This is a genomic window from Lentzea atacamensis (genome assembly GCF_003269295.1).
In the GTDB taxonomy this organism is placed as follows: domain Bacteria; phylum Actinomycetota; class Actinomycetes; order Mycobacteriales; family Pseudonocardiaceae; genus Lentzea; species Lentzea atacamensis.
This window is the reverse complement of the sequence record NZ_QLTT01000008.1, coordinates 378,180-399,499: the sequence shown is the minus strand read 5'-3', so window position 1 is coordinate 399,499 and position 21,320 is coordinate 378,180. Positions and strand designations below refer to the sequence as shown.

14 protein-coding genes, 2 tRNA genes and 1 pseudogene are annotated in these 21,320 nt (G+C 70.8%); 10 read left to right on the top strand and 7 right to left on the bottom strand.

All coding sequences use genetic code 11. From position 1 onward, the window contains the following. The first annotated feature begins 97 nt into the window (after window positions 1–97). On the top strand, window positions 98–976 hold the full coding sequence (locus C8D87_RS32980; protein ID WP_112229596.1) for a hypothetical protein: 879 nt from the start codon (window positions 98–100) through the stop codon (window positions 974–976). Here the strand turns inward: C8D87_RS32980 and C8D87_RS32975 are convergent. Next, the gene (locus C8D87_RS32975) at window positions 934–1,362 is read right to left on the bottom strand and encodes a DoxX family membrane protein (RefSeq protein WP_112229595.1); all 429 of its coding nucleotides are present in this window, start codon (window positions 1,360–1,362) and stop codon (window positions 934–936) included. The genes C8D87_RS32980 and C8D87_RS32975 overlap by 43 nt on opposite strands. Window positions 1,363–1,410: 48 nt before the next feature. Further along, entirely contained in the window at window positions 1,411–1,701 is a 291-nt protein-coding gene (locus C8D87_RS32970) for a peptidase inhibitor family I36 protein (protein ID WP_112229594.1), read from the bottom strand. Between the two features lie 129 nt (window positions 1,702–1,830). Between C8D87_RS32970 and C8D87_RS32965 the strand changes: the two genes are divergently transcribed. Beyond that, on the top strand, window positions 1,831–2,529 hold the full coding sequence (locus tag C8D87_RS32965) for an aminoglycoside 3'-phosphotransferase (RefSeq protein WP_112229593.1): 699 nt from the start codon (window positions 1,831–1,833) through the stop codon (window positions 2,527–2,529). Here the strand turns inward: C8D87_RS32965 and C8D87_RS32960 are convergent. Then, the gene (locus tag C8D87_RS32960; protein ID WP_112229592.1) at window positions 2,526–3,266 is read right to left on the bottom strand and encodes a DUF1684 domain-containing protein; all 741 of its coding nucleotides are present in this window, start codon (window positions 3,264–3,266) and stop codon (window positions 2,526–2,528) included. The genes C8D87_RS32965 and C8D87_RS32960 overlap by 4 nt on opposite strands. Further along, the gene (locus tag C8D87_RS32955; protein WP_112229591.1) at window positions 3,263–4,237 is read right to left on the bottom strand and encodes an ArsR/SmtB family transcription factor; all 975 of its coding nucleotides are present in this window, start codon (window positions 4,235–4,237) and stop codon (window positions 3,263–3,265) included. Before C8D87_RS32955 ends, C8D87_RS32960 begins: the two co-directional genes overlap by 4 nt. A 58-nt stretch (window positions 4,238–4,295) precedes the next feature. Here C8D87_RS32955 and C8D87_RS32950 point away from each other — a divergent pair, with 58 nt between their 5' ends. Then, the gene (locus C8D87_RS32950; protein WP_112229590.1) at window positions 4,296–5,069 is read left to right on the top strand and encodes an inositol monophosphatase family protein; all 774 of its coding nucleotides are present in this window, start codon (window positions 4,296–4,298) and stop codon (window positions 5,067–5,069) included. Between the two features lie 83 nt (window positions 5,070–5,152). On the opposite strand, the gene C8D87_RS46315 is transcribed toward C8D87_RS32950, so the two are convergent. Both C8D87_RS46315 and C8D87_RS32945 read right to left on the bottom strand, forming a co-directional pair. Beyond that, a tRNA-His gene (locus C8D87_RS46315) sits at window positions 5,153–5,229 on the bottom strand. A gap of 2 nt (window positions 5,230–5,231) precedes the next feature. Continuing rightward, window positions 5,232–5,304: transfer RNA gene (locus tag C8D87_RS32945), tRNA-Gln, on the bottom strand. 299 nt (window positions 5,305–5,603) lie between these two features. On the opposite strand from C8D87_RS32945, the gene C8D87_RS32940 reads away from it, so the two are divergent. The 7 genes from C8D87_RS32940 (at window position 5,604) to C8D87_RS32910 (ending at window position 20,536) form a co-directional block, all read left to right on the top strand. Then, window positions 5,604–7,151 (top strand): glycoside hydrolase family 13 protein, encoded by a 1,548-nt coding sequence (locus tag C8D87_RS32940; RefSeq protein WP_112229589.1) that lies wholly within the window; start codon window positions 5,604–5,606, stop codon window positions 7,149–7,151. An 83-nt stretch (window positions 7,152–7,234) separates the two neighbouring features. Then, window positions 7,235–10,744 (top strand): WGR and DUF4132 domain-containing protein, encoded by a 3,510-nt coding sequence (locus C8D87_RS48735; protein ID WP_112229588.1) that lies wholly within the window; start codon window positions 7,235–7,237, stop codon window positions 10,742–10,744. Between the two features lie 73 nt (window positions 10,745–10,817). Continuing rightward, complete coding sequence (locus tag C8D87_RS32930) at window positions 10,818–14,336, top strand: DUF4132 domain-containing protein (protein ID WP_170166663.1); 3,519 nt, start codon at window positions 10,818–10,820, stop codon at window positions 14,334–14,336. Beyond that, window positions 14,333–15,403 (top strand): ATP-binding protein, encoded by a 1,071-nt coding sequence (locus tag C8D87_RS32925; RefSeq protein ID WP_109640149.1) that lies wholly within the window; start codon window positions 14,333–14,335, stop codon window positions 15,401–15,403. The genes C8D87_RS32930 and C8D87_RS32925 overlap by 4 nt, the downstream gene beginning before the upstream one ends. Next, window positions 15,361–17,616, top strand: coding sequence for a DUF5682 family protein (locus C8D87_RS32920; RefSeq protein ID WP_233442407.1), 2,256 nt, complete (start codon window positions 15,361–15,363; stop codon window positions 17,614–17,616). Before C8D87_RS32925 ends, C8D87_RS32920 begins: the two co-directional genes overlap by 43 nt. Beyond that, complete coding sequence (locus tag C8D87_RS32915) at window positions 17,613–18,716, top strand: VWA domain-containing protein (protein ID WP_109640151.1); 1,104 nt, start codon at window positions 17,613–17,615, stop codon at window positions 18,714–18,716. Before C8D87_RS32920 ends, C8D87_RS32915 begins: the two co-directional genes overlap by 4 nt. Then, window positions 18,713–20,536, top strand: coding sequence for a hypothetical protein (locus C8D87_RS32910; protein WP_112229585.1), 1,824 nt, complete (start codon window positions 18,713–18,715; stop codon window positions 20,534–20,536). Before C8D87_RS32915 ends, C8D87_RS32910 begins: the two co-directional genes overlap by 4 nt. A 144-nt stretch (window positions 20,537–20,680) precedes the next feature. On the opposite strand, the pseudogene C8D87_RS48130 reads toward C8D87_RS32910, so the two are convergent. Further along, a pseudogene (locus tag C8D87_RS48130) lies at window positions 20,681–20,884 on the bottom strand (BTAD domain-containing putative transcriptional regulator); the annotation flags it as partial. Window positions 20,885–21,320 lie beyond the last annotated feature (436 nt).

The following is a 21,320-nucleotide window of genomic DNA, read 5'->3' as shown; positions in this document are numbered from 1 at the left end:
TTCACTCGATCGGCACAACTTCGCCGCACTCTCGGTAACACCTGGCGAAGTCCCTCGATGGTCAGGCGTACGAACGCCCACCCCGAGGGAGCGCGACGTGATCGAGAACTCGGCCGCCGGACTGGTGATGGTGCCCGGAGAGGTGACGGTGACCGTCACCGGCGAGGAGCACCACCAGGACGTGCTGGCCCGGTACGCCGTTCCGGACGGTGTGACGCGGCACGTCGCCGTGCATCTGACGTGGTGCGGGATCGCCGTCGGCAAACACCGCGGTCAGCGCGGTATCGAGGTGCGGCTCGACGGGCAGCGCGTGGGTGAGCTGACTTTCCTGATGTCGCAACGGTATGCGCCGGTGCTGCTGCACGTGGAGTCCGGTGGTGGGTCGACCGGGTGCGCGGCGTTGGTCCAGCGCGGCGGCAACGGGCTGTTGCAGATCGTCCTGCGGATGCCGCGTGACGTTCCTCGTGGCGCGGTGGTGCCGGTGCCGTCGAAACCCAAGTCGTGGGTGGTGCCGGTGGCGATCAGCGCGGCGAGCCTGCTGGCGTTCTTCTTCGTGGTCGGCATCGTTGGCGCTGCGATCGGTGGTTCGGACAACGGTTCCGCATCAGGTCCGACGACGACGGTGTCGCCCACCACGACGACGACGGTGGCACAGCCGACCACGACGACCACAACTACCACCACCACAACGACTACGACGACCACCACCACCACTCCCCCGGCGGTCGCTCAACCGAAGCCGCAACCCCAGCCCCAACCCCAGCCGCAACCCAAGCCCCAGCCTCAGCCGGTTCCCGCTCCGGCACCGCAGCCGAAGTGCGACCCGAACTACAGCGGCTGCGTGCCGATCGCGTCAGACGTCGACTGCGCCGGTGGCAGCGGAAACGGGCCCGCGTACGTCGCAGGCCCGATCCGTGTCATCGGCAGTGACATCTACGACCTGGACAGGAACGGTGACGGTGTCGCCTGCGAGTGACGTGCCTTCAGCATCGGCTTGAACGAGTCCCGGTAGGCCCAGGCCAGGTAGATCTCGGCGACCGCGAGCAGCACGGCCATGATCGCGCCGCTGGGTGCCAGCAGCACGTGGAAGCCGAAGATGCCGACCACGAGCGGCGCCAGCAGTGCCAACGCCAGCGGCGCGAACCTGTTGGTCAGCAACATGATTCCGGCAAGCAGCTCGACCACCTTGGTGACGGGCATGATGAACCCGCTCTCGCCGAGAGCGGTGGCGAACGCCACCGCCTCGGCGGGCATGCCCTCCATCGACTGCGATCCCAGGCCGAAGAGCCCGGTGAAGCCCGAGAACGCGAACAGCGATCCGAAGAGGATGCGAACGGCAACGGTGAGGTACTTGATCGTCATGCCCAAAGCGTCGAACCTCCATTTAGCTGGAGGTCAACGGGGGTTCGCTCACCGCTGAATGAACACGCTGTTCGCCTTGAACGTGATATCGGGCCGGCCGGTGCAGTCGATGCTCGTGAACAGTGACGCGGTCAGGTTGCTGTTGTTGCGGGCGGAGCGAATCCGCTCACCCCGGCCGTGCTCCGCCAGGTCGACGCACGCGGACGAGCCGAGCGGCACGACGTTGAACCTGACCCCCTGGTAGTCGACCTGGTCCCGCGCGCAGAACGCGTCGGTGAACGTGCAGTCCGGCGTGGCGGCATGGCCGCAGGTGTGATGGTGAGACCGGCCAGAGCGCACAGCAGAACTGCGATCTTCTTCATGGTTCCTCCCCAGTTTCCCCTTGTCTGGCACCTTCCGCCGCCACGGGGCCAGGTCGAGGTTTTCGCAGTACCGGAACTCGGGTGACTTCAATGGTCTGATCAACGGGTGGAGATTCCAGGGGACGTGTTGCGCGCGGTTGGAGTGGACGCGGTGTGGTCGCGCGACCACGAAGGCCTGTCCGGTGACGTGTGGCGGGTGGGTTCCAGTTACGTGAAGCGCGCCGGAGTGGACGAGCGCGATCGGTTGCTGTGGCTGGGCGAGCACTTCGAGGTGCCGGAGATCAGGGCGTTCGCGGACGACTGGCTCGTGCTCGCCGACGTCGGCGCGCCCTCGCTGGCCGCGGTCGATCCCGTGCCGGCGGGGACTGTCATGGGCGAGGTGCTGCGGTCGTTGCACGCATTGCCGGTGGCGTCGTGTCCTTTCGACGCACGGGTGGCGGTCGTGCTGGAGAAGGCGCGGCGCAACGTCGAGGCGGGCCTCGTGGATCCGGACGACTTCGACGACGACCACCGCGGGGCCACGCCGCAGGAGTTGCTGGACCGGCTGATCGCGACCGCGCCGGAGGACGAGGATCTCGTGGTGGCGCACGGGGATTTCTGCCCGCCGAACGTGTTGCTGCGCCCGGACGGCTCGACCGTGCTGATCGACGTGTCACGGCTGGGCGTGTCCGATCGGCATCGCGACATCGCGTTGGCGCACCGGGAGTTGGGCGAGGAGGCCTCAGCCGCGTTCGACCGCGCGTACGGCCTCGTCCCCCGCCCGGAAACGCTTGCGTGGTACCGCTTGCTGGACGAGTTCTTCTAACCGCGCTCGTAGGGCGTCTGCTCGCCAGCCTCGACGGCGAACGGCAGGTGGTTGCCCGCGGGCGGCAGCGGGCAGGTGGCGAAGTCGGTGAACGCGCACGGCAGGTTCGTGGCGCGGTTGAAGTCGAGCACCACCTTGGCGTTCACCGGGGTTGCCGCGAGAGATCGGTTCGCCCCGTACGTGGTCACACCGCTGGTGGCGTCGGTGAACAGGATGCTCAGGCCGCCGTTGCGTCCGTTGAACGCCGTCAGCGTGTGCTCGGTGTCGTTGTACGTGAACCGCACACGGCCCGGTGCCTCGTAGACGTGGCTAAGTCCTTCCACGACCGCACCAACGGTTGTGGGCACAGGTGCGTCGAACGGTTCGTACACGCCTTCGAGCACCCACCTCTCTTGCGGCTCGTACGACGGCACGCCGCGGAAGTTCTGGAGCACTTCGGCTTTCGGGTCGTGGACGCGGATCAGGTACCCGCCGCGCCGCGCGATTTCGATCTCCACGTCACCGGCTTCGACGCGGGCGCCGGGACCGCTCTGGACGAGTGCGAACCGCTGCGGCTCTCCCCCGTTCTGCCAGTACGCCGCGTCGTCGTCCTGCCACCACACGCCCGGTAGGCCCTCATAGGCACGAGGGGCGGTCTCCAGCCAGTCGAGCGAGACCAGCGCAAGCCACCCGTACGGGTCGGCCAGGCTCTTCTCCCGCTCCGTCTTCCACGTCTGCCAGTCCTCCGCGAAGCTCATGTCCGGGAGAACGGCGGGTCTGCGGAGTTGCTTCCCCGTCCCGAGGAATGGGACACGAGGGCGTCCCCGAGCTCGGTGCGGGCGTACACGACGCTGCGGCCGTGCCGTTGCGAGGCGAGCAGACCGGCGTCGCGCAACGCCCGCAGGTGCTGGTTCACCGCAGAGGTCGTGACACCGGTGCGCCGCGCGACGTCGGTGGACGAGCGCGGTTCGCCCAGCCCGGCCAGCAGATCCGCCCGCACCTGGCCGAGCACGCGGACCAGCGCCGCGGGGCCGCTCGCCCGGCCGGTCTCCCACACCGTGCCGGCGCCGCGGGCCGCGTAGATCAGCAACGGCGGTGCCTCGGGATCGACGGGCACGGCCGTGCGCCGCGCGAACAGGCTGGGCATCAGGGTGAGCCCCTGTCCCCTCGCTTCGACCCGCCGCGGCTCGACGCCCTTGACCAGCACCCTGACGACGGGGCTCGAGAAGGTGATCCGTTCCGAGATGCCGGAGAGCATCGCCGCCAGGCCGTGCTGGGCCATCTCCCGGCCACGATGCGCGATGTCCGCTTCCAGGACGGCGCGCATCCGGTCCCAGTGACCGGCCAGCGCAACGTGCCAGTAGGTCTCCAGCGCTTCGAGCATCCGGTCGCGGTCCCGGAGCACGGCGGGCACCTCCCCGAGCACCGCGCGGAGGTCGCGTCGCATCGTGCGGGTGGACACCTCCCCGAGCGCGGCGAACTCGTCCTCGATCTTCGTGAACGGCGTCAGCGGGCGGGGGCTCAGGAAGTCCGGTGTCCAGCCGCGGTCGTTGGACAGGGCCAGCAGGACCTCGGTGTCGACGTCCCGGATGCGGCGCGCGAACGGCAGGTGCAGCGGGTACCTGGCCGGGTCCTTCAGCACGCGCAGGCTGAGCGTGAGCTCGTTGAGCGGCGACACGGCGAACCGCACGTCGACCAGGTCGGACTCGCCGAGCACGAACTCGATCATGTAGCACAACGCTACATCAGTTACGCGCGGCAGGCGCGCTCGGACAAGCTCGTGCGCCATGTGGACCGATCTGGATCTGGCGTTGCGGATCGTGCGGGAGGCCGCGGAGCTCGCGGCGGCCGCGTTCGCCTCGGACACCCTGCACGTGCGGCACAAGGAGGACGGCAGCGCGGTCACCGCCATCGACCTCGCGATCGAGGACCTCGTGCGCAGGAGGCTGGCCGCGGCCGTGCCCGACGACGGGGTCGCCGGCGAGGAACGTCCCGAGCGGTACGGGACGTCGGGCAGGCGCTGGCTCGTCGACCCGATCAGCGGCACCGCGGACTTCGTGCGCGGACGGCCGACGTACTCGGTGGACCTGGCCATGCGGGACTCGCGCGGGCCGGCGATCGCGGTGTCGGCGTTGCCGTCGCTCGGTCGCACGATGGCGGCGGGACGCGGGATCGGATGCCGGGTGTTCACCGGTTCTCACGAAGCCACCGCACGCGTGTCCACACAGGACTCGCTGCGCGGCGCTCGGGTGTGCCTGCACGGCAAGGCCAAACCCGTGCTGGAAGGCTGCGTGGTGGTGGACGGCAGCGTTTCGGTGCTGAGCCTCGTCACCGGTGAGGCCGACGCGATCGTGGTCGCCGGCGCCGAACTGGACGAGTTCGACCTGGCGTGCCTGCCGGTGCTCGTGGAGGAGGCCGGTGGCCGGGTGACGATCACGGACGACGTCGTGCTGGCCACCAACGGTGTCCTGCACGACGCCTTCCGCGCCGTCCTGCCGAGACCCACCTGGGAGTCGAACCCAGTGTCAACGCTGTTGCAGAGCGTTCCACGGCCGTCGTGACGTGGGCCGGGCATCGCGCGTCCTGGTGTCGAACCAGGCAGCCCGGGCTTATGAGGCCCAGGTGACCACCGGGTCCCGCGCGATGGGGTGACCGGCCGGACTCGCACCGGCTTCGACCAGGATCACAACCTGGCGCCTCGACTGCTTCGGCTTCGGTCACAGCTGCCCGTCGAGGACTCGAACCTCGATCTCCGCGTCCAGAGCGCGGCGTCCGTGCCGATTGGACCAACGGGCAACAAAAAAGCCGTCTCGTCGCGACGGCGACGGGACGGCTCCCCGGAGACATGGGTCAACTCATGCCGGGGAGCACCAGACGTGCTGATGACACATGTGCTGCATCACGGCTGGCTCCTTTCTCCGGTTCGTCGAGATCCACTCTGACTGATGACACGGGGATGCCGCAACGCATTATCCGGGGCTGCAAAACTTTGCAGGCTTGCAACGAAAACTCAAGCGATCCTCATGTCGACTTGCGGAAAACTTTTGCAACGTCTTTCCTGGACCGCTGACACACCCCATCGGAAGGCTCAGGACATGTCCCAGGACTGGTGGCGACACGCCGTCATCTACCAGGTCTACGTGCGCAGCTTCGCCGACTCGAACGGCGACGGCGTCGGTGACCTGCCCGGCATCCGTTCACGCCTGCCCTACCTGCGCGACCTGGGGGTCGACGCGGTGTGGATCACGCCGTTCTACGCGTCGCCGATGGCCGACGGTGGCTACGACGTGGCGGACTACCGCGCGGTGGACCCGCAGTTCGGTGAACTCGACGACGTGCGCGCGTTGGTCGCGGACGCGCACGAGCTCGGCATTCGCGTGATCGTCGACATCGTGCCGAACCACAGCTCGGACCAGCACGAGTGGTTCCAGGAGGCGCTCGCCGGGCGTGGCCGGGAGCGCTACATCTTCCGCGAGGGCGTGGGCGACCAGCCGCCGAACGACTGGGAGTCGGTGTTCGGCGGGCCGGCGTGGACGCGGGTGGCCGACGGTTCCTGGTACCTGCACCTGTTCGCGCCGGAGCAGCCGGACCTGAACTGGGAGCTGCCCGAGGTGCGCGCGGAGTTCCGCGACGTGCTGCGGTTCTGGCTGGACATGGGCGTCGACGGCTTCCGGGTGGACGTGGCGCACGGGATGATCAAGGCCGCGGGGCTGCCGGACATCGGGCACGCCGACCAGCTGAAGCTGCTGGGCACGGAGCCTTTGCCGTTCTTCGACCAGGACGGCGTGCACGAGATCCACCGCGAGTGGCGCACCGTTGTGGACTCGTACCCCGGCGAGCGCGTGCTGGTGGCGGAGGCGTGGACGCCTTCTGCCGAGCGGACGGCGCTGTACCTGCGTCCCGACGAGATGCACCAGGCGTTCAACTTCCACTACCTCACGGCCGAGTGGGAGCACGACGCGCTGCGAGCGGTGATCGACTCGTCGTTGGCGGCGGTGGCTCCGGTCGGTGCGCCTACCACGTGGGTGCTGTCGAACCATGACGTGCAACGGCACGTGACGCGGTACGGCGGCGGCGAGACCGGTGTGCGGCGTGCGCGGGCCGCGCTGGCGTTGATGCTGGCGCTGCCGGGATCGGTGTACCTGTACCAGGGCGAGGAGCTCGGGCTGCCCGAGGTGCTGGACCTGCCGGACGAGGTGCTGCAGGACCCGATGTGGGAACGCTCCGGCCACACCCAGCGCGGCCGTGACGGCTGCCGCGTACCGCTGCCGTGGACCGCGTCCGGCCCGTCGCTCGGGTTCGGCACCGGCGGGTCGTGGCTGCCGCAGCCCGCGGACTGGGCGAAGCTCAGCGTGGAGGCGCAGTCGGATGACCAGGACTCGATGTTGTCCTTCTACCGCAACGCTTTGCGCATCCGCCGCGAGCACCCCGCGCTGGGTGCCGGTGACGGGGTGAAGTGGGTCGACGGGCCAGCCGACGTGCTGTGGTTCGAGCGGGACGGCCTCGCGTGCGCGGTGAACCTGTCCGGCGAGGTCGTCTCGCTGCCGGATCCGGGCGCGGTGCTGCTGGCGTCCTCGTACTACGGCGTGCGTGACGGGCAGTTGCTCCTTCCGCCGGACACCGCGCTCTGGTGGGAGCTCTGACCAGCGCTTTCGCTTGATCATCAAAACTGTCAGACCCCCTGGGTACGGTTCGTCGACATCAGCTTCGAACCGACTCCGGGGGTATGGCAGTGCGCAGATGGGAGCTCGTCTCTGGCGGCTCGGCGAAGTTCTGGGAGATCGGCCGCGACGGGTCGGTGGTGACCGTCCGGTTCGGACGGCTGGGGGCGGCCGGGCAGACCCAGACGAAGGAGCTGGCGTCTGCGGAGGCGGCTGAGTCCCACGTCGCGAAGCTGGTGGCGGAGAAGGAGAAGAAGGGCTACCGACCCGTCGGCTCAACCCAGGCTGCCGCCGCCGAGCAGCCCAGCACCGACCGCGACAACGCCGGCCAACCCGCCGCCACCTTCGCTTCTCCTCCTGCCACCGAGACACCCACCAAGCCGCCTGTCGCCGACGAGGACACCTGGGTCATGCCCGAGGCGTGGCTGCGCGAGGTGGTGCGGCAGCGCGGGTTCGATCCGGCACCGGTGTTCTCCGTCGACGCCGAACTGGCCGCCGAGGGCCGGCAGCGCGCGGTCAGGCAGATCGCCACCCTCGACCGCGTCATGGCCGAGCCGGAGTCCGACCAGGACCTCGTCCAGGCAGCGCGCGACCACCTCGCCGGGCACGTCAATCCCGTTGGAGCGGCGGCGATCGCGGTCATGACGAGGCGCGACGTGGCGACGGTGCACCACTGGATCGCCGACCACGGGCTGACGTTCGCGGTGGACGCGATGATCGAGAGCATCGGCATGCACGTCAACGCGACGTGGATGCCGCACAAGTCCGATTGGGGCAAACCCCACCTGTCCCGCTACGGCCCCGTGCACCTGAGCAACGGGAGTGTGGACGTCCAGATGCTCACGGCTCTCCGCTACGCCTTGGCCGTCGCGGACGACGCCGGGCGCGACGCGGCGGAAGCCGTGCTGGAGCGCAAGACCGGGCTCGACGCGGTGATGGCCCGCGCCTATCTGGTGCCGTCGCGCGCCGACTGGTTCGACGAGGCCTGTCAGCAGCCGAACTCGTTGACCCACTGGTGGCTTCTCCCCTGCAGCGCCAGCACTTACGACGAGTTCATGCAGGCCGAGGCGTCGTTGACCGGCAGCACGTTCATCCTCCACACCGCGGTGTACGTGCTCGGGACGGCCGTGGCGCCGTTGCTCGCGAAAGAGCTCGACAGGCCACACCAACTCGCGGACGGCCGCAAGCGGGTGCTCAAGGTCCTCGCGGCGCTGCCCACCGACGAGGCGTTCACGATCCTGCTCGATCGTCTCGACACCAAGTACGTGCGGCCCGCGTTGCTGTCGGCGATGGGCGCGTTCCCGGCGCGGGCGGCCCGGCTGCTGGCCGAGCGGTCGTCCGGCAACGACGAGCTGCGGAAGTTGCTGGGCGTCCACCTGGTGACGCACCCGCAGCTGGAGGTGCCCGCCGGGTTCACGCCGATCGACTCCGCGCTGGTGCCAGAAGCACCGGCGGAAGCGTTGCCGCCGCTGCTGGTTTCGCCGCCGTGGCTGCACCGCAGGGCTCCGGTGAAGCCGGTCGTGGTGCCGGACGTCCCGGTGCCCGCGCCGTCGGTCGTGTGGCAGCCGGGTGAACGCGAGGAATGGCTGAAAGCCGCCTGCTGGAGCAACCGCCACGACTGGCGGGAGCTGCTGAAGGAGTACGAGGCTCGCCGGATCGGCTTCCGCGCCAACGACCTGTTCCTGATGGCGCCCGAGGACGAGGTGCGGCACCTGCTGGCGGACTGGAAGCCGAACTTCGGCTGGAGCTCCGAGCCTGCCGGCAAGCGGCTGGCCGCGCGATTCGGCCTCGACGCGCTGCCCCCGCTGCTGCGCATCGTCGAGTCGGCCACGAACGCCGCCGTGATCCTGCTGCCGTTCGCCAGCCCCGAGGTGGCCGCGCTGATGGCCGACTGGCTGGTGCGTCTCAAGCAGGCCCGGCGCGTGGCCCTCGACTGGCTCGGCCGGCATCGCGAGACGGCCGCCCGCTTCCTCATCCCCGCCGCACTGGGCGCACCGGGTGCCCTGCGCCGCAACGCCGAGGCCGCGATCCGCCAGCTCCAGAGCATGGGCGTGGACGTCGTCGCCGTCGCTCCCGATGCCGAGTCAGCCGCAGGCCTGCGGGCGCTGCTGTCGGTGGACCCCGCCGACGTGCTGCCCGCCAAGCTGCCGGTCATCGGCGAGTGGGCGGACACGAGGCTGCTCCCGCAGGTCCTGCTGAGCGACCGCAGGCACGCCCTGTCCCCCGAGGCCGCCCGCAATCTCCTGATGACGGCTGCCCTGTCCAAGCCGGGCGACGTCTACGCGGGCCTGCCGATCGTCCGCGACGCGCTCGACCGGGACTCGCTGGCCGAGTTCGCGTGGGCCGTCTTCCAGCGGTGGCAGGAGGTCGGTGCACCGTCGAAGGAAGGCTGGGCGCTCACAGCGCTGGGCTGGTTCGGCGACGACACGACGGTCCGCGCGCTGTCCCCGCTGATCCGCAACTGGCCGGGCGAGAGCCAGCACGCCAAGGCCGTGACAGGGCTGGACGTCCTGGCCGGCATCGGCACCGAGGTGGCCCTGTCCCACCTGAACAGCATCGCCGAGAAGGTGAAGTTCAAGGCCCTCAGGACCCGCGCCCGGGAGAAGGTCTCGCAGATCGCCGCCGAACTGGGCCTGTCCCGCGACCAGCTCGCCGACCGCCTGGTCCCGCGCCTCGGCCTCGACGACGAAGCCTCCCTGGTGATCGACTACGGCCCGCGCCAGTTCCGCGTCGGCTTCGACGAGCAGCTCAAACCCTATGTCCTCGACCCGGACGGCAAGCGCCGCAAGGACCTCCCCAAACCCGGCGCCCGCGACGACGAGGACCGGGCACCGCAAGAACACAAGCGCTACACGGCGCTGAAGAAAGACGTCCGAGCCGTGGCAGCAGACCAGATCCACCGCCTCGAACGCGCCATGGTCGACCAGCGCACCTGGACCGCCTCAGAGTTCCACACGGTCCTGGCCGCCCATCCCCTGCTGTGGCACATCGTCCGCCGACTGGTCTGGATCACCGACGAGGGCCTGTCCTTCCGCCTGGCCGAAGACCGCACCCTCGCCAACGACGCCGACGACGAGATCACCCTCCCCGAGGGCGCGACGGTCCGCGTGGCGCACCCGGCCGACCTCCGGGACTGTCTGGGCGCCTGGGGCGAGGTGTTCGCGGACTACGAGATCCTGCAACCGTTCCCGCAGCTGAGCCGCCCGGTGCACCTGCTGGCACCGGGCGAGGACTTCCTGACCCGCCTGAAGAACTACCGCGACGAGCCCCACCCGGTGGGCAGGATCCTCGGCCTCACCAAGAAGGGCTGGGTCCGCGGCGAACCCCAGGACGCCGGCGTCGAGTGCTGGATCACCCGCCCGTTCCCCGGCGGTGGCTCACTCGTCGCCTCTCTCGACCCCGGCATCGCGGTGGGCGCCGTCGACGTCTTCCCGGAGATCAAGTTCGCCGAGCTCTGGTACTCCACCAGCGGCGACGGCTACTGGTCTGTACAGCAGAACGCCCCGTCCACCGTCGAGCTCGACGCCATCACCGTCTCCGAGGTCCTGTCCGAACTGGAGTCCCTGCGCGCGTGAGCGTTGCACCAAAAATTGTCAGACCCCATCAGTACGGTCCATGACATCGGAACCTGACCCAGGAGGTACGGCAGTGCGCAGGTGGGAGCTCGTCGCGGGCAGCTCGGCGAAGTTCTGGGAGATCGGCCGGGAAGGATCCTCTGTGAGCGTCCGCTTCGGACGGCTGGAGACGGCCGGCCAGACCCAGACCAAGGAGCTGGCGTCCGCGGAGGCGGCCGAGGCGCACGTCGCGAAACTGGTGGGGGAGAAGGAGAAGAAGGGCTACGTCGCGGTCGGCTCGGCCACGGCCGCTCAGGCTCCGGCGGCTGCCCAGCCCGCACCCGCCCAGCCGACCGCCGCTCGCGCAGCCGCGCAACCCACCGGCGCCGCTGCCAAGCCGGAACCGGTCGTCGACGAGGACACCTGGGTCATGCCCAGAGCCTGGTTGCGCGACGTGGTGCGGCAGCGCGGGTTCGACCCGGCACCGGAGTTCTCGGTCGACCACGCCAAAGCCGCCGAGGCCCGGCTCCAGATCGTCGAGAAGGCCGCCACGATCGAGCGCGCGCTCTCCGCGCACAACCCGAACGCCGATCTGGTCGACGCGGCCAAAGAACACCTCGCCGGAAACGCGAACCCCGTTGGCGCGGCGGCGATCGCGGCCATCACGTCGTCCGGGCCGGCGTCGGTGCACGCCTGGATCGCCGACCACGGCGCGGCGTTCGCCGCCGTCGCGGTCATCGAGTTCGTCGCGCTGACGTTCGCGGAGGAGTGGAACGAGCGGCGGCAGAAGTGGACCGGTACCCGCCTGCACCGCCGGAAGGGGCACTTCCACGCCGGTCGTACCGACGTCGAGGGTCAGATGCTCATCGCCGTCCGCTATGCGCTGGCGGTCGCCGGTGACGCGGAAGTCGAGGCCGCGGAGGCCGCGCTGGCGGGGTTGAGTGCCACGCTCGAGGTGCGGCAGCTGCGGTCGTTCCTGGTGCCGTCGCGGGCGGACTGGTTCGACGAGGTGTGCCGCCAGTCCTACGTGTCGCCGTGGTGGCTGCTGCCGTGCAGTGCCAGCACGTACGAGGAGTTCGTCAAGGTCGGCCGGTCGCTGCCCAGCTCTGCCTTCGTGCTCTACACGGCGCTGTACGTGCTGGGGCCGGCCATCGCTCCGATGCTCGCGGCGGAGCTCGACGAGCAGTACCAGGTCGCGGACCGCCGCAAGCTGGCGCTGAAGATCCTCGCGGTCCTGCCGACGGACGAGGCGTTCACCATCCTGCTCGACCGCCACGACACCAAGTACGTGCGGCCCGCGCTGCTGTCCGCGATGACGGCGTTCCCGCGGCGGGCGGCGCGGCTGCTCGTGGAACGGGTCGAGCAGAGCGAGGAAGCGCGACAGCTGCTGAAGGCGCACCTGCTGTCACATCCGTCGCTCGACGTGCCGGCCGAGGTCACCACGCTGCTCGCCGCGTCCGAGGGCCAGGTCGTGCCGGAGGCGGGCACGGACCTGTTGCCGCCGCTGCTCGCCTCGCCGCCGTGGCTGCGGCGCCGTCCGCCGGTGAAGCCCGTGGTGGTGGCGGATCTCCCCGTGCCGGACGCGACGGTGGTCTGGGAACCGGGCGAACGCGAGAAGTGGCTCGAGTCGGGCCACGACTGGTACTCGGACCGCAGCTGGCAGACGTTGCTCGGGGACTACCTCGCGGGCCGGGCCGGCTACTTCGACAGCGAACTGTTCCTCCTCGCGCCCGAGGCGGAAGTGCGGCACCTGGTCGCGGAGTGGAAGCCGACGCACTCCTACGGTTTCGAGGACTGGGGCAAGCGGCTCGCCGCCCGGTTCGGGGTCGACGCCGTGCCCGCCCTGCTGCGGCTCGGCCAGGCCACCCCCGCGACGGGCGGTGTGGTGCTGCTGCCCTTCGCGTCCGCCGAGGTGGCTGCCGTGATGGCCGACTGGTTCGCGAGGACCAGGCAGGCCAGGCGCTGGGGGCTCGCCTGGCTGGCCCGGCACCGCGAACTGGCCGCCCGGCTGCTCATCCCGGCGGCGGCCGGCACGCCAGGCACCGCGCGCCGCAACGCCGAGGCCGCGATCCGACACCTGCACGGCATCGGCGTGGACGTGAAGTCCATCGCCGCGTCCTGCGGCGCGGAGACGGCGATCGACGTCGTGTTGTCCGTCGACCCGCTCGACGTGCTGCCCACCAAGCTGCCGGTGATCGGTGAGTGGGCCGACACCCGGCTGCTGCCCCAGGTGCTGCTCCGCGACCGCGCGCACGCCCTGCCGGCGGAGGCCACCGGGCACCTGCTCATGACGGCGGCACTGTCCAAGCCTGGCGAGATCTACGCCGGGCTGCCGGTGGCCAGGGAGGCTCTCGACCCGGCATCGCTCGCGGCGTTCGCGTGGGCCGTCTTCGAGCACTGGTTGCAGGCCGGCGGGCCGTCGAAGGAGAGCTGGGCGTTGAGCGCGCTCGGCTGGTTCGGCAACGACGAGACGGTCCGGGCCCTGTCTCCGCTGATCCGCAACTGGCCCGGCGAGAGCCAGCACGCCAGGGCGGTCGCGGGGCTGGACGTGCTCGCCGACATCGGCACCGAGGTCGCCCTGTCGCACCTGAACAGCATCGCCGAGAAGGTGTCGTTCAAGGGCCTCAAGACCCGCGCCCAGGAGAAGATCGCCCAGATCGCCGCCGAGCTGGGCCTGAGCCGCGACCAGCTGTCCGACCGCCTCGTCCCGCGCCTGGGCCTGGACGACGCCGCGACCCTGGTGATCGACTACGGGCCCCGCCGGTTCACCGTGGGCTTCGACGAGCAGCTCAAGCCGTTCGTGCTCGACCCGGACGGCAAGCGCCGCAAGGATCTCCCGAAGCCAGCCGCCAAGGACGACCAGGACAAGGCACCGCTGGAGCACAGGCGGTTCGCTGCGTTGAAGAAGGACGTCAGGACGATCGCGGCCGACCAGATCCAGCGTCTCGAACGTGCCATGGTCGACCAGCGGACGTGGACCGCGGAGGAGTTCCACACGGTTCTGGCCGCACACCCGTTGCTCTGGCACCTTGTCCGCCGCCTCGTGTGGATCACCGACGAAGGCCTCTCGTTCCGGCTGGCGGAGGACCGCACCCTCGCCGACGCCGCCGACGACGAGATCACCCTCCCGGACAACGCCGTCGTCCGGGTGGCTCACCCGGTGAGTCTCCAGGCCGAGCCGCGCTGGGGCGAGGTGTTCGCCGACTACGAGATCCTCCAGCCGTTCCCGCAGCTGGGCCGCCCGGTCCACCTCCTGGCTCCCGGTGACGACCTGCTCCCCCACCTCGAGAAGTACAGCAACGTGCCCCGCCCGATCGGCAAGATCCTCGGCCTCACCAAGAAGGGCTGGGTCCGCGGCGAACCGCAGGACGCCGGGGTCGAGTGCTGGATCACGCGGCCGTTCCCCGGTGGCGGCGCGCTCGTCGCCTCCCTCGACCCCGGCATCGCGGTCGGCGCCGTCGACGTCTTCCCCGAGGTCAGCTTCACCGACATGTGGTTCTCTCCCACCGGCAGCGGCGACTGGTCCGCGCCGAAGAACGCGCCGCGCACCTTCGACGTCGACCCGATCACCGTGTCCGAGCTCCTTTCCGAACTGGAGTCCCTGCAGTCATGACCAGCACTCAGACGATGCAGCGCCCGCCGGCCGAAGTCCGCCACGCCGACGAGCTCGCCCGGCTGCGCGACTCCGACACCGCGCCCAAGCCGCCCGGCTGGGCGTTGAGCCTCGAAGCCGCGCGCAGGTTCGTGGTGGGCGACGAGAAGCGGGGGATCACGAAGAAGTTCGTCGGCGATCCGTCCCTTGTGGACAGAGCGCTCGTCACGCTGGCCACCAGCAGGGGGCTGATGCTCGTCGGCGAACCGGGCACGGCCAAGTCCTTGCTGTCCGAGCTGATCGCGGCGGCGGTCAGCGGCGAGTCGACGCTGACGATCCAGGGCGGCGCGGCGACCACCGAGGACCAGATCAAGTACTCGTGGAACTACGCGTTGCTGGTGGCGGAGGGCCCGTCGCCGCGGTCGCTCGTGCCGGCGCCGATGCTGCGCGGCATGGCCGAGGGCAAGGTGGTGCGGTTCGAGGAGATCACGCGTTGCCCGTTGGAGGTCCAGGACTGCATGCTGTCGATGCTGTCCGACCGCGTGATGGCGATCGGTGAGCTGAACGGCCCGGACGGCATGGTGTTCGCGCAGGACGGGTTCAACGTGATCGCCACGGCGAACACGCGCGACCGGGGTGTCAACGAGATGAGCGCGGCGCTGAAGCGGCGGTTCAACTTCGAGACGGTGTTCCCCATCGCGGACTTCGACACCGAGCTCGCGCTGGTCGAGCAGGAGTCGGCGAAGCTGCTCGCCAAGTCCGGCGTCGAGCTCGCGCCGAAGCGGGACGTGCTGGAGGTGCTCGTCAGGACGTTCCGCGACCTGAGGGAGGGCAACGACCGGCTGACCACCGTCATGAGCACGGCGGAGGCGGTGTCGGTGGCGCACGCGGTGGGGCTGCGCGGGTGGTTCCTGCGCGGCGAGGCGGGGACGGCGGCCGACGTCGTCGAGTGCCTGGCGGGCACGGCGGCCAAGGACAACGCGGAGGACCTGGCTCGCCTGCGCCGGTACCTGGAACAGCACGCGCCGCGGCGCAAGGGGAAGCAGTGGCAGGAGCTGCACCGGGCCCGCCACCTGCTGCCCGGCTGATGGGGGCCGTGTTCGTCGGCGTCCGGCACCACAGTCCCGCCTGTGCCCGGCTGGTCGCCGACACCATCCGCACCCACCGGCCGGCGTACGTGCTGATCGAGGGCCCTGCCGACTTCAACGAGCGCGTCGACGAGCTGCTGCTGGGACACGAGCTGCCGATCGCGTTGTTCAGCTACTCCGACCAGCACGCCTCGTGGACGCCGTTCTGCGACTACTCGCCGGAGTGGGTGGCGATCACCGAGGGGCGCCGGCACGGTGCGGAGGTCAGGTTCATCGACCTGCCCGCGTGGCACGAGGCGTTCCACGGCGTCACGAACAGGTACGCCGACGCCGAGCTGCGCTACGCCGAGGTCGTCGAGCGGTTGTGCCGGGAGTTCGCGGTCGACAACGTCGACGTGCTGTGGGACCACCTCTTCGAGTCCGAACCGGAGCCGAAGGGGCTGGACGAGTACTTCGACGTCCTGCGCGGCACGGCCGCCGCGGACGACGGCGACGCGGCGCGCGAGGAGTACATGGCGCGCTGGGTGCGGGCGGCCGTGAGGCACGCGGGTGGCAGGCCGGTCGTCGTGGTCACCGGCGGCTTCCACACGCCCGCGCTGAAGGCCGAGCTCGACAGCCGTCCGGCAGAGGACGCCGAGTGGCCGGGGGTGCCGGAACGCGAGCGCGGCGCCAGCTACCTCGTGCCGTACTCGCACGCGCGGCTGGACGCGTTCACCGGGTACCAGTCGGGCATGCCGTCACCCGGCTACTACCAGCAGGTCTGGGAGAACGGGCCGCGGCGGGCGGCGGACTGGCTCGTCGAGTCGGTGGCGACGAGGCTGCGCCGCAGGCAGCAGCCGGTGTCGACGGCTGACCTCGTCGCCGCGCACACCCAGGCCGGGGCGCTGGCGCGGTTGCGTGGGCACGAGCACCCGGCCCGCACGGACGTGCTGGACGGACTGACCAGCGCGTTGATCTCCGAGGACCTGACGCAGCCGCCGCCGTGGAATCGGCGCGGCACGTTGCGGCCCGGCGCGCACCCGGCGCTCGTCGAGATGATCGGGGCGCTGCGGGGTGACAAGGTCGGGCGGCTGCATCCGAGCACACCGGCGCCGCCGCTGGTCGACGCCGTCCAGCAGCTGCTGCGGGCGCACGGGCTCGACCAGGAGGGCAAGATCGCGCTCGACCTCACGGACCCGGACGCGTTGGAGCGCAGCAGGATCCTGCACCGGTTGCGGGTGCTGGGGATTCCCGGCTTCGAGCGCACGAGCGGGCCGTCGGGGGGTACCGCGCCGCAGCTGGACGAGCAGTGGCTCCTCACACCGGTCGAGGAGCGGCTGGCGGCGTTGATCGAGGCCGCCGAGCACGGTGCCACGCTGGAGGAAGCGGCCGGGGTGGCGCTCGAACGGCAGGCACGGCACGCGCAGCTGCGGCACCTCGCGGGGATCCTGTTCGACGCGGTGCTGTGCGGCATCTCGACGCTGTCGGAGAGGGTCAAGGCGTCGCTCGGCGAAGGCGTCAAGGAGACGGGTGACCTTGCCGCACTCGGCGACGTGCTGAGCGGTGTGCTCGGGTTGTGGCGGCACGACAGGTTGTTCGGCACGGCGAAGGACCCGTTGCTGGGCGCGGTGATCGACGCGGGCACGGCCAGGGTGCTGTGGCTGATCGAGGGACTGCACGGCGGACCGGCGCCTGCCGACCCGCACCGGCTCAGGACGATGGCGGCGACCAGGGACGCCGTGCTGCATGCGAACGCCGCGCTGTCACTGGACACAGCGGATGTCACTGGTGTGGCGACGCGCGTGAGCAACGACGTGCAGGCGCCGCCGGACCTGCGGGGTGCGGCGCTCGGCCTGGCCTGGGCGCTCGGCGCGCAGCCGGACGTGCGGAAGGTCCGCGGCATCGCGGCGCTCGGCGACTGGCTCGCGGGGTTGTTCGCGGTGGCCCGCGAAGAGGTGCTGGCGAGCCCCGATCTGGTCGGGGTGCTGGACGAGCTGGTCAGCGCGATGACCGAGGAGGAGTTCCTGGTGGCGCTGCCCGCGTTGCGGCTCGCCTTCAGCTACTTCCCGCCGAGGGAAAGGGAGACCATCGCGGGGACCGTCCTCGCCCACCGCGGCGTCGAGGGCGACGCGAGGAACCTCACCCGGCTCACCGCCGACCCGATGGTCGTTGCGGAGGCACTGGCCGTGGAACACCGCGTCGAGGCGCTACTCACCAAGGGCGGGCTGGCATGACTGACCTGGAACGCTGGCGGCTGATCCTCGGCGAGCCCGCCTCCCGCTGCACCGGCGCGCTGCAGGGTTCCGCGGCGGCGCGGGACGCCGCGCTGCAGTGGCTCTACGGGCGCGATCCCGAGCTCGCCGAACGCGGGGTGCGCAAGGGCGGCAACGAGGACTCCGTGCTGCAGACGGTGGACTGGCTGGACCAGGTGCACCGGCTCTTCCCCAGGGAGACGATCGAGCGGCTGGAGCGCGACGCCGTCGAGCGGTACGAGATCACCGACGTCGTCACGGATCCCGAGGTGCTGCAACGCATCGAGCCGAACCAGGCCTTGCTGCGGGCGGTGCTGCGCACCAAGCACCTGATGAACCCCGCCGTGCTCGCGCTGGCGCGCAAGATCGTCGAGGCCGTCGTCAGGCAGCTCATGGAGAAGCTGCGGACCGAGGTGCGGCAGGCGTTCAGCGGCACGAGGTCGCGGCGGCCGAGCATCCACCGCAACTCGCGCAACTTCGACTTCCGGGCCACGATCAGGGCGAACCTCCAGCGCTACCAGCCGGATGAGCGCAAGCTCTCGATCGAGCACGCGAAGTTCTTCTCCCGCACCCGCAAGCACGTCGAGCAGTGGCAGGTGATCCTGCTGGTCGACCAGTCGGGGTCGATGACCGGCTCGGTGATCCACTCGGCTGTCACCGCGGCCTGCCTGTGGAACCTGCCGGGGCTCAGGACGCACCTCGTCGCCTTCGACACCAACGTGGTCGACCTGACGTCCGACGTGACCGACCCGGTCGAGCTGCTGATGAAGGTGCAGCTCGGCGGCGGCACGGACATCGCCAAGGCGACCGTGTACGGGGCGAGCCTCGTCGACAGCCCGCGCCGGGCGATCGTCGTGCTCATCAGCGACTTCTACGAGGGCGGCAACGCGGACCACCTGGTCCGCACGGTGAAGGGCCTGTGCGAACAGGGCACGCACGTGCTGTGCCTCGCGGCGCTGGACGAGGAGGCGAACCCGGACTACGACCGCGCGCTGGGCCAGCGCCTCGCGAACGCGGGCGCCCACGTCGGCGCCATGACCCCGGGCCAACTCGCGGAATTCGTGGCGGAGAAACTCTCGTGACCAGACCCGACCTGCTGGCACTCACCCCGGACGCGCTCGCGGCGCTGGCCAACCGCGGCCTGGTGAAGCGTGCCGTCAAGGAGCTCGACGCGGGGGCCGTCCCCGTGCTCGGCACCGATCCGGACGGTGCCGTCCAGGGCGAGTTCCCGGACGGCACAACGACGACGCTGCCGCCGAACACCCCCCTCGACGCGGCCCGGTGCAGCTGTGGCGCGGCGGGCGTGTGCCGGCATCGCATCGCCGTTGTCCTGGCGTACCAACGCACTCAGGAGGCCGGTGCACCGGCGGAGCTGTGGTCGCCGGGCGCGGTGACCGACGACGACCTGACGGCGCTGATGGGTGAACGGACGCTGCGCCGCGCCCGCCGGGCGTTCCAGGCCGGCTACCGCGCCAGGCTCCGCCGCCCGACCGCGGAGGACCGGACCGCGCAGGCCGAGCTCCCGACGTGCACGGTGACGTTCCTGGTGCCCGGCGACCTGTCCTACGTCCACACGGACGCGGTCAACCGCGACGAGGCGACGGCGCTCGCGGTGTGGGCGTTCCGCGAGGCCGACGCACTCGGCACCGACACGGTCGACGTGGGCGGATCTCCCACCACCGCGACGGATCTGACCGCCGTCACCGACCTGCTCGACCAGCTGCTGCTCGACGGCGCCACCAACGCGAGCGAGGTGCTGGACGTCGCGTGGCAGCGCCTGCACCGCGACCTGACCGCGCAGCGCCTGCACTGGCCGGCCTCGGTGATCACCGACCTGCTGGCGCAGCTGACCGCCTATCGCCGGCGCAGCGCCGACTACGAGGCGCAGCGGTTCGCCGCGCTGCTGACCGAGCTGCACGCGCGGACCACCGCGACCGGCCCGCGCGCCGAGGTCCTCGGCTTCGACGAACCCGCGGAGACACCGTTGCGGCGAGTCCGGCTGACGGCGCTGGGTGCACGCCTGCGCAGCGCCACCACCGCGGACGTGTTCTTCGCGTCGGGCGACGTGGTGCTGGTGCACCGCGACACTCCCCTGCGCACGGGGCAGAAACTGGCCGCGGCCAACGTCGTGTCGGAGTCGGCGACCCGCAGCGCGAGCCGCGTGGTGACGCTGAAGACGAGCAGGGTGGCCAAAACGTCGCTCACCCCGGTAGGCACGTCCTGGGACGATCTGCCGCAGGCGCTGGTGATCGACGACTACGACGCCGCGGCCGCGCACCTGGCCGACCTGCCGCCACGCCAGGTGCGGGCGAGGGTCGAGGCGGAACTGGTGCGCGTGGTCCGGGTCAGCGAGGTGACGGAGGTGGCCTACGACCCGGCGGCCCAGCGTCTCACCGCCACGCTGCACCACACGTCACCCAGCACCCAGAACCACCGCAGCCAATGCGTTCTCGAAGCGACCCACCGGGCGGTGGCGCCACACGCGCTCGACGCGCTTGCGACCGCGTTGCGCGCCAACCCGACGACGATCACCGGCACCATCCGCAGGCACCGCGGCACGCTGGTCGTCGACCCGCTCGCCGTGCGCACCGACGCGGGCGTGGTGGTGCCGGACCTGGCGCCCGGCACCACGCCGCAACCCTTGCCGCCGGGCGTCACCACGTCCGATCCGCTGAGCGCGGCGGTCGACGGCGCGTTGCTGGTGTTAGCCGATGCGGCGCATCGAGGACTGGACAACCTCACGGACAGCCTGCTCGCCCGCGTGCGCGAGGTCGCCGCGCACCTGCACCGCACGGGCCTGCGCACGGCGGCGGCCCAGGTCACGGCGTTCGCCGACGGCCCGGCCGCGGCCACCTGGCTCCGCGCGCACCTCAGGTTGCTGGTGACGGCCGATGCTCGCTGACACGACCGACGCTGTGGGGTCGATGCGTCGCGACAACACGTAGTCCTCGGCGGCTTCGGCCACCCGCCCGAGCCGGTCCAGCAGGAACCCGCGGAGGTGAGCAGCTCGCGCCGCGCCCCAGCCACCCAGTGCCACACCACGCGTGTAGGCCTCGATCGCGTCGTCCAGCCGGCCGCACGCGGCCAGCGCGTCGCCGCGCAACGCCCACGTCCGGTGGTCGCCGGGACTGAGCTCGACGAGCTCGTCGGCGTACCCGGCCGCGCGCTGTCCCAGGCCGATGGCCAGGTGGGTCCGCACGAGGAAGCAGTGCAGCGCGTACGCCTCGTCCGCCCACGCCAGCTGGTCCATCTCCGCCGAGCCCGGCGTGATCGACGTCAGGCATTCCAGCGCGCGTCCGAGCAGCCGGTGCGTCTCGGTGATGTCGCGCCGGACGAAGGGAACCGCGGCGATCGCCCGGTACAGCCGCGCGCGGTGGAGCGCCATGGTGAAACCGTTGTGCGGCAGCTCCGAGGACGCCTTCACCGCCAGTGCCGCACCGGCCCGCAGGGACGTGGAGTCGGCTCCGCGGGCCGCGTTGCGGAACACCACGAACAGCGCGAGGTCGCGCCGTGTCTCGGCCGGCAACCCGGAACGAGCTCCCCGCAACGCCATCGCTTCGACCGCGGACGCCGGGAGGTGGCAGCGCAACACCGCGAGCTGTTCCATGGCGAGCTCCGGCGAGAGCACCTGCCGGTGCGCGTCGATCACGGTCAGCCCTATCACCGACGCCGCGCGCTGCGGATAT